Origin of the sequence: Kineococcus siccus, assembly GCF_009906795.1 — a bacterium.
GTDB lineage: Bacteria > Actinomycetota > Actinomycetes > Actinomycetales > Kineococcaceae > Kineococcus > Kineococcus siccus.
In genome coordinates, this window is sequence record NZ_JAAALN010000206.1 from 1 (window position 1) to 7,365 (window position 7,365).

General features: G+C 75.9%; 10 protein-coding genes. 8 read left to right on the forward strand and 2 right to left on the reverse strand.

What is annotated here, in order from left to right; all coding sequences use genetic code 11:
- The 3 genes from GTR02_RS17865 to GTR02_RS17875 all read left to right on the forward strand — a co-directional run.
- On the forward strand, nt 1-373 hold a 373-nt coding region (locus tag GTR02_RS17865), incomplete at its 5' end, for a LysM peptidoglycan-binding domain-containing protein (protein ID WP_205709540.1).
- 158 nt (nt 374-531) lie between these two features.
- Nucleotides 532-1,023 (forward strand): transcriptional regulator NrdR, encoded by a 492-nt coding sequence (gene nrdR, locus GTR02_RS17870; RefSeq protein WP_166608839.1) that lies wholly within the window; start codon nt 532-534, stop codon nt 1,021-1,023.
- Nucleotides 1,024-1,060: 37 nt separating this feature from the next.
- Nucleotides 1,061-1,975, forward strand: a complete 915-nt coding sequence (locus GTR02_RS17875) for a proteasome assembly chaperone family protein (protein ID WP_166608840.1) — start codon at nt 1,061-1,063, stop codon at nt 1,973-1,975.
- Between the two features lie 37 nt (nt 1,976-2,012).
- Here the strand turns inward: GTR02_RS17875 and GTR02_RS17880 are convergent, their stop codons facing one another.
- Complete coding sequence (locus GTR02_RS17880) at nt 2,013-2,516, reverse strand: pilus assembly protein CpaE (protein ID WP_166608841.1); 504 nt, start codon at nt 2,514-2,516, stop codon at nt 2,013-2,015.
- A 146-nt stretch (nt 2,517-2,662) separates the two neighbouring features.
- On the opposite strand from GTR02_RS17880, the gene GTR02_RS17885 reads away from it, so the two are divergent.
- Together GTR02_RS17885 and GTR02_RS17890 are read left to right on the forward strand one after the other, a co-directional pair.
- Complete coding sequence (locus GTR02_RS17885; RefSeq protein ID WP_166608842.1) at nt 2,663-3,022, forward strand: TraR/DksA family transcriptional regulator; 360 nt, start codon at nt 2,663-2,665, stop codon at nt 3,020-3,022.
- Between the two features lie 17 nt (nt 3,023-3,039).
- Nucleotides 3,040-3,903: an aldo/keto reductase gene (locus GTR02_RS17890; protein ID WP_166608846.1), complete on the forward strand. Its 864-nt coding sequence runs from the start codon at nt 3,040-3,042 to the stop codon at nt 3,901-3,903.
- Nucleotides 3,904-3,926: 23 nt separating this feature from the next.
- Here GTR02_RS17890 and GTR02_RS24655 read toward each other — a convergent pair whose 3' ends face one another.
- Entirely contained in the window at nt 3,927-4,751 is an 825-nt protein-coding gene (locus GTR02_RS24655) for a transglutaminase domain-containing protein (protein ID WP_205709541.1), read from the reverse strand.
- A gap of 116 nt (nt 4,752-4,867) precedes the next feature.
- Here GTR02_RS24655 and GTR02_RS17900 point away from each other — a divergent pair, with 116 nt between their 5' ends.
- The 3 genes from GTR02_RS17900 to GTR02_RS17910 form a co-directional block, all read left to right on the forward strand.
- The gene (locus tag GTR02_RS17900; RefSeq protein ID WP_166608843.1) at nt 4,868-5,536 is read left to right on the forward strand and encodes an NAD(P)H-binding protein; all 669 of its coding nucleotides are present in this window, start codon (nt 4,868-4,870) and stop codon (nt 5,534-5,536) included.
- 69 nt (nt 5,537-5,605) lie between these two features.
- Nucleotides 5,606-6,838, forward strand: a complete 1,233-nt coding sequence (gene serA, locus GTR02_RS17905; RefSeq protein ID WP_338073897.1) for a phosphoglycerate dehydrogenase — start codon at nt 5,606-5,608, stop codon at nt 6,836-6,838.
- 17 nt (nt 6,839-6,855) lie between these two features.
- A partial coding sequence (locus tag GTR02_RS17910) for a YfcE family phosphodiesterase (protein ID WP_166608844.1) occupies nt 6,856-7,365 on the forward strand: 510 nt, incomplete at its 3' end.

Sequence of the window (7,365 nt, forward strand, 5' to 3'; positions counted from 1 at the left end):
GCCCGCCCCGGCGCCGCGCGCGTCGCTGCGCCGCCCCGCCCCGCGCCGGGCCGGTGCGTGCCCGGCGCGGCGGCCCCTGCGGCTCACGCGCCGCGGGCGGCTCCTCGTCACGACCACCGCCGTGGCCGTCCTCACCTCGGCCGTGGTCGCCGTGACCAGCGCGGTCGGCGGGGGGCCGGCCGCGGCCGGCACCGGCGCCGCTCCGCTCGTGGTGGTCACGGTCGCCCCGGGGCAGACGCTGTCGGAGATCGCCGCGCAGTGGGCTCCGGGCGAGGACTGGCGCGACGTCGCGGTCGGCATCGTCGAGGCGAACCACCTCCCGTCCCAGGCCGTGCGCGCCGGCCAGGAGCTCGTGCTCCCGGCGCGGCGCTGACCGGCCGGGTGAGCGCGGTGCCGCGGGCGAGGCAGGTTGCCGCCGTGTGCGACATCGACGTACCGTCACCCCAGCATCTGGGGGCAGTACCGCACGGGCACCCCACCGGCGAGGGTGCGGTGGACTGCAGACCTCTCCAGGTGCGGGAGGGAGCAGCTGTGCACTGCCCGTTCTGCCGGTTCGCAGACTCGCGGGTCGTCGACTCGCGCACGGCCGAGGACGGCAGCAGCATCCGCCGGCGTCGTCAGTGCCCGAACTGCTCCAAGCGCTTCAGCACCGTGGAGACCGCGAGCCTCGCCGTCGTGAAGCGCTCGGGTGCCTCGGAGCCGTTCTCCCGCTCCAAGATCGCCTCCGGCGTGCGCAAGGCGTGCCAGGGCCGTCCCGTCAGCGAGGACGACATCGCCCTGCTCGCCCACCGCGTCGAGGAGGCGGTGCGGGCCCAGGGGTCCGCCGAGGTGGACGCCCACCAGGTGGGGCTGGCGACGCTGCCCTTCCTCCGGGAGCTGGACGAGGTGGCCTACCTCCGCTTCGCCTCCGTCTACCAGGCGTTCGACTCCCTCGCCGACTTCGAGGTCGCCATCGCGACCCTGCGCAGCGAGCGCGACGACGCGTTCGCCACGGGGGGAACGGGCGCGACGACCGGGGTCTGACGTCCGCGGCCCCGCGGGGCCGGGGGATGATGGGCCCATGCTCGATCCCACGTCGCTCTACCACCTCGAGGACGACCTGCCGCGTCTCGTCGAGCCGCCCCTGGTCGTCGCCCTGTCCGGGTTCCTCGACGCCGGTGGTGCGGTCCGCCTCGCGGTGGAGCACCTCCTGTCGACCCGCGAGCACGACGTCGTGGCCACCTTCGACGTCGACCAGCTGCACGACTACCGCTCCCGGCGGCCCACCATGACGTTCGGCGGGTCCGACTGGGTGAGCTACGACGCGCCGTCCCTGCAGCTGCACCGGGTGCGCGACGAGGACGGCTCCTCGCTGCTGCTGCTCACGGGCCCGGAGCCGGACGTGCAGTGGGAGCGCTTCACCGCCGCCGTCTGGCAGCTGGCCGACGTGCTGGGGGTCGGGCTGACGATCGTCCTGCAGGCCGCGCCGACGGCGGTGCCGCACACCCGGCCGGGCGGCGTGACGGCCAGCGCCAGCCGGGCCGAGCTCCTCGAGGGCTACCGCACGTGGGACGTCGAGGCGCAGGTCCCCGGGCACGCGAGCGCGCTGCTGCACCACCGCGGCTCCGAGGCCGGCCGTGACGTGCTGTCGGTGCTCGCCCACGTCCCGCACTACCTCGCCGGCAACGACTACCCCGACGCGGCCGCCGTCCTCGTGCGCTCGCTGTCGGGCGCCACGGGCGTGGCGCTGCCCGTGGACACCCTGCTCGAGGCGGCGTCCGCCACGCGGGTCGAGGTCGACGCCCAGGTGGCGGACTCCCCGGAGGCGGGGGCCGTCGTGCGGGCGCTGGAGGAGCAGTACGACGCCATGGGCGACGAGGGCCGGGGGACCAGCGCGGCCAGCGCGTTCCTGCCCACCGCCGACGAGCTGGGCGCGGAGTTCGAGCGGTTCCTGGCCGGTCGCGACGACGAGCCGACGCCCGGCGCGGGGGACTGAGCGCCGGGACGCCGAGCGGGCCGCGCGCCGGCCGCTGTCAGCGGTCCGCGGTGTCCCCTGCCGTGTCCCCGGCGATGTCCCCGGCGGGTCCGACAGTGGCGGCGGGGTCCGTCCCCGCGGTGCCGCCGGGGGCGCCCGAGAGGTGGTGCAGCAGCGCCAGCGCGTAGGCGCACGCGGCGTCCGGGTGCTCGAAGGCGTCGGCGCCCTGCTCGTCGAGGAGCAGGACGCGGTGCACGGTCCCGTCGGTCACGTCCCGCCGCTCCAGCCGGGTGAAGCGGTCGCCGAGCAGCTCGCGCAGCTGGTGCTCGGCCGGCAGCCAGCAGGCCTCGGGCTGGTCGACGGAGTCCAGCGCCCACTCGGTCGTGCCGTTGAACCCGATGATGCGCCCGCTGGGGTGGTCGTGGACCTCGACCGTCATGTCGCTGAGCGTGAAGACGTCGTCGTCCATGTCGCGGTTCGGGATGACGAAGCGGTCCCCCGAGACGGGGTGCCACTCCAGACCCGCGGACTTCAGCTGCAGGGAGAGGTCGACGGTGATCACCCGCCCAGTCTGGACCCGCCCGCGCCGGGCCGCGAGGCGCGCCCTCGTCGTGCTGGCTCGCCGGGCCCGCGGTAGGACTGTGGGCGCACCGCCACCGGAGGCGGTGCGTCCGGACGCACCGCACGACTCGCACCGAGGAGACCCGCATGGACACCCAGGCCGCTCGCCAGCGCCTGCTCGAGATGCAGCAGCAGCTGCAGCAGGACGCCGCGAGCCTGGAGGCGCGCATCGAGCCCGGCGGTGGCGGCGACGCCGAGGAGGGCGTCGACGACTTCGGTGACCGCGGCGCCCACGAGCAGATCGCCGAGGAGAACGCGGCGCTGCTGCAGCAGGTGAAGGACCGCCTCGCCAGCGTGGAGGCCGCCCTCGCCCGCGTCGAGGACGGCACCTACGGCGTGTCCACGGTCTCCGGCAAGCCGATCCCGGACGAACGACTCGAGGCGCGGCCCGACGCGGCCACGCTGGTCGAGGAAGCCGACGACGAGAGCGGGGTCACCCGCCCGTGAGGAGCACCACCGTGCCGCTGCCCACCCGACAGCTCGGAACCAGCACCGTCTCCGCGATCGGCCTCGGCGCCATGCCGCTGTCGATCGAGGGGCGCCCCGACACCGACCGCGCCGTGCGCACCCTCCACGCGGCCCTGGACGCGGGGGTCACGCTCATCGACACCGCGGACGCCTACTGCCGCGACCCCGGCGAGACCGGCCACAACGAGCGCCTCATCGCTTCGGCGCTGGCGTCGTGGTCCGGCGACGCCTCCAGCGTCCTGGTCGCCACCAAGGGCGGGCACCTGCGCCCCGGCGACGGGTCATGGACGATCGACTCCTCCCCGGCCCACCTGAAGTCCGCGTGCGAGGCGTCGCTGAAGGCCCTCGGCGTGGAGGCCATCGGCCTCTACCAGCTGCACCGCCCGGACGACGCGGTCGACTACGCCGCGTCCGTGGGCGCGCTGAAGGAGCTCAAGGACGCCGGCAAGGTGCTGCAGGTCGGCATCTCCAACGCGAACCTCGAGCAGATCGACATCGCGCGCGAGGTGCTCGGGGCCGATGGCCTGGCGAGCGTGCAGAACCAGTTCTCGCCCGCCTACCGCTCCAGCGAGGTCGAGCTGCAGCGCTGCCACGAGCTGGGGATCGCGTTCCTGCCCTGGAGCCCGCTGGGCGGCATCTCCAAGGCCGCCGACCTCGGCTCCCACCACGCGGCGTTCGCGGAGATCGCGTCCGGGCGCGGGGTGTCGCCGCAGGTCGTGGCGCTGGCGTGGGAGCTCGCGAAGTCTCCGGTCGTCATCCCGATCCCGGGGTCCAGCCGCCCCGAGTCGAGGATCGACTCGGTCTCGGCGCTGGAGTTCTTCCTGAGCGAGGACGAGCTGGCGCGCCTCGAGCAGGCCTGACGCGCCCCGGTGCCCGGCCGCCCTCAGGGCAGCGGCACGCCCGGGGCCAGGCCGTCCACGGGCAGGTCCCCGGCGACGACGGCCAGCACCTCCATCGACGTCAGCGTCACCGGTCCGGCGGTCGTGAGGAACGCCGTGTCCGCCGCGTCGCGGCCCGTCGCGATCCGCACGAGGGCCTGCCGCGGTGCGAGCCGGGTCGCGTCGACGACCTCCCACGCGTCCTCGGGGGCGGCCTCGACCACGGCGTGGAAGTCCATGGGCGACAGGCCCGGTGCGTAGACCGCGCACAGCCGGGCGGGCACGTCCAGCGCCCGCAGGAACGTGGTCGTCAGGTGGGCGAAGTCGCGGCACACGCCCTGCCGGGCGAGGAGCGTCTCGACGGCCGTGTCGGTGGGGGCGCTGGAACCGCTGACGTAGGCGAGGTGCTCGTGCACCCAGCTCGCGACCGCCCTGGGCAGCCCGGCCCGGTCCACCCCGCCGAACTCCGCGGCCGCGACGGCGCTCAGCCGGTCGGAGGGCGCGTAGCGGCTCGGCCGGGTCAGCGCCCACCGCTCGAGGTCGGTGAGCCCGGGGGCCTCGCCGCGCGCCGAGCGGACCTCCGCGGCGTAGCGGACCGTGGTCGCCCCGCGGGGCAGCAGCACCTCGTGCAGCCGCGTCCCGTCCCCCGCGTCGACCTCGGTCACCGCGACCGGGCCGTCCGGGCCCGTCACCGTCAGCGACTCCGTCAGGACGTCCACGCCGTCGCGACGCGCGACCGCGAGCAGCAGCGACGCCGGCGTCGCGGCGTCGGCGGTCAGGTCCAGGGCGGCCGAGACGGTGGTCGTCGGCGGGGCAGCGGCATCCGGCACGGCGCGAGCATGGCGCACCGCCGCCGTCCCCGGCGACCGCCGTCCTCGTCCCGCCGGCCCGCTCACCCGGCCGGCACCACCCGGCGCGGCACCGCGCGACCCCCTACCGTCGCCGCATGCGCATCGTCGTCGCGGGAGCCCACGGTCAGATCGCCCAGCACCTCGGCCGGCGGCTCGCCGCCCGGGGCGACGAGGTCGTGGGTCTCGTCCGCGACCCGGCGCACGTCGGCGACCTGGATCGCCTCGGGGTGCGCGCGTCGGTGCGCGACCTCGAGACCTCCGGGGTCGCCGCGGTGGCCGGGGACCTCGCGGGCGCCGACGCCGTGGTCTTCGCGGCGGGGGCGGGGCCGGGCAGCGGCACCGACCGCAAGGACAGCGTCGACCGCGCCGCGGCCGTGCTGCTGGCCGACGCCGCGCAGGCGGCCGGGGTGCGGCGCTACGTCCTGGTGTCCTCGATGGGCGTGGACCTCGTGCGCGACGGTGCGACGCCCGCGGGCGTCGACGAGGTCTTCGTCGCCTACCTGCGCGCCAAGCTGGCCGCCGAGGACGACGTGCTCGCCCGCGACGCGCTCGACGTCAGCGTCCTGCGCCCGGGGGCGCTGACCGACGAGGAGCCCACGGGCCGGGTGGAGCTCGCGCGCTCGGTCGGGCGGGGCTCGGTCCCGCGGGCCGACGTCGCGGACGTCCTGGTGGCGCTGCTGGACCGCCCGGGCGACGGCGAGGTCCTCGAGCTCGTGGCCGGCCCGCAGCCCGTCGCCGACGCGGTGGCCGCCGCCCGCCGCTGACCGGGTCGGCGCCCCGCGCGCCGTGCGGGAGACTGGACGCCCGAACGTCGTCCGCTGCTGGAGGAACCCGTGCACGCCCCCGACACCGCCGTGCCCGTCGCGCCCCGGCGCGCGCTGCTGCTGGAGAACATCCACGCGGACGCGCGCACGCTGCTCACCGAGGCCGGGTGGGAGGTCGAGACGGCGTCCGACGCCCTCGAGGAGCTGGAGCTCGTCGAGCGGCTGCGGGGCGTGTCGCTGCTGGGGATCCGCTCCACGACCCAGGTGACGGCGAAGGTCCTCGAGCAGGCGCCCGACCTGCGCGCCGTCGGCGCGTTCTGCATCGGCACCAACCAGATCGACCTCTTCGCCGCGGCCGGGCAGGGCGTCGCGGTGTTCAACGCGCCGTACAGCAACACCCGCAGCGTCGTCGAGCTCGCGCTCGCCGAGATCATCGCCCTCACCCGCCGGCTGACTGTGAAGGACCGGCTCATGCACGCGGGGGTGTGGGACAAGTCCGCCGCCGGCGCGCACGAGGTCCGCGGGCGCCGCCTGGGCATCATCGGCTACGGCAACGTGGGCTCGCAGCTGTCCGTCGTGGCCGAGGCGCTCGGCATGAGCGTGTTCTTCTACGACACCGCGGACAAGCTGGCGCTGGGCAACGCGCGCCGCTGCGGGTCCCTGCACGAGGTCCTCGACATCGCCGACGTCGTGACCATCCACGTCGACGGCCGGCGCGGGAACACGGGGCTGTTCGGCGAGGCCGAGTTCGCGCGCATGCGCCGGGGGTCGGTGTTCCTGAACCTGTCGCGCGGGTTCGTCGTCGACGAGCGCTCGCTGCGCCGCCACATCGAGTCCGGGCACCTCGCGGGGGCCGCCGTGGACGTGTTCGCCGAGGAGCCCAAGGGCCGGGGTCAGAGCTTCGAGTCCGAGCTGCGGGGCCTCGAGAACGTCATCCTCACCCCGCACGTCGGGGGGTCCACCGAGGAGGCGCAGGAGGACATCGGCCGGTTCGTCGCGGCCAAGCTGCGCGACTACGTCCTGCACGGGTCGACGACCCTGAGCGTGAACCTGCCGCCGCTGGCGACCGAGGAGGTCCCCGGCACCGTCCGGCTGGCGCACCTGCACCACAACGTCCCCGGCGTCCTGGCCGCGATCAACCGGGTCCTCGCGGACGCGGGCGTCAACATCGAGGGGCAGCAGCTCGCGACGCGCGGGGACCTCGGCTACGTCGTCACCGACATCGCCGCGGCCGCCTCCGACGAGGTCGGGCGCCGGCTGCGCGAGCTGCCCGAGACCGTCCGGGTCCGCCAGCTGTCCTGACGCCCGGTCCCGACGCCGTGGTCGCCCTGCTGCTCCTCGCCGACACCCACCTGCCGAAGCGTGCCCGCGAGCTGCCCGCGCCCGTGTGGGACGCCGTGGCGGCGGCGGACGTCGTGGTGCACGCGGGGGACTGGGTCGACGCGGCCACGGTCGAGGCGCTGACCCGGCGCGCGCGGCGCCTGGTCGGCGTCGCGGGCAACAACGACGGCCCCGACGTGCGCCAGCACCTCGACGAGGTCGCCGACTTCTCGGCCGGCGGAGTGCGCTTCACCGTCGTCCACGAGACCGGCGCGGCGACGGGCCGCGAGCGCCGCTGCGACGAGCGGTTCGCGGGCCGCTGCGACGTCCTGGTGTTCGGGCACAGCCACGTCCCCTGGGACACGACGACCCCGGCGGGGCTGCGGCTGCTGAACCCGGGCTCCCCGACGGACCGCCGCCGGATGCCGACGTGCACCTACCTCACGGCCACGGCCGAGGACGGGCGGCTGCGCGACGTCGAGCTGCACCACCTGCCGCCCGTCCTCGGC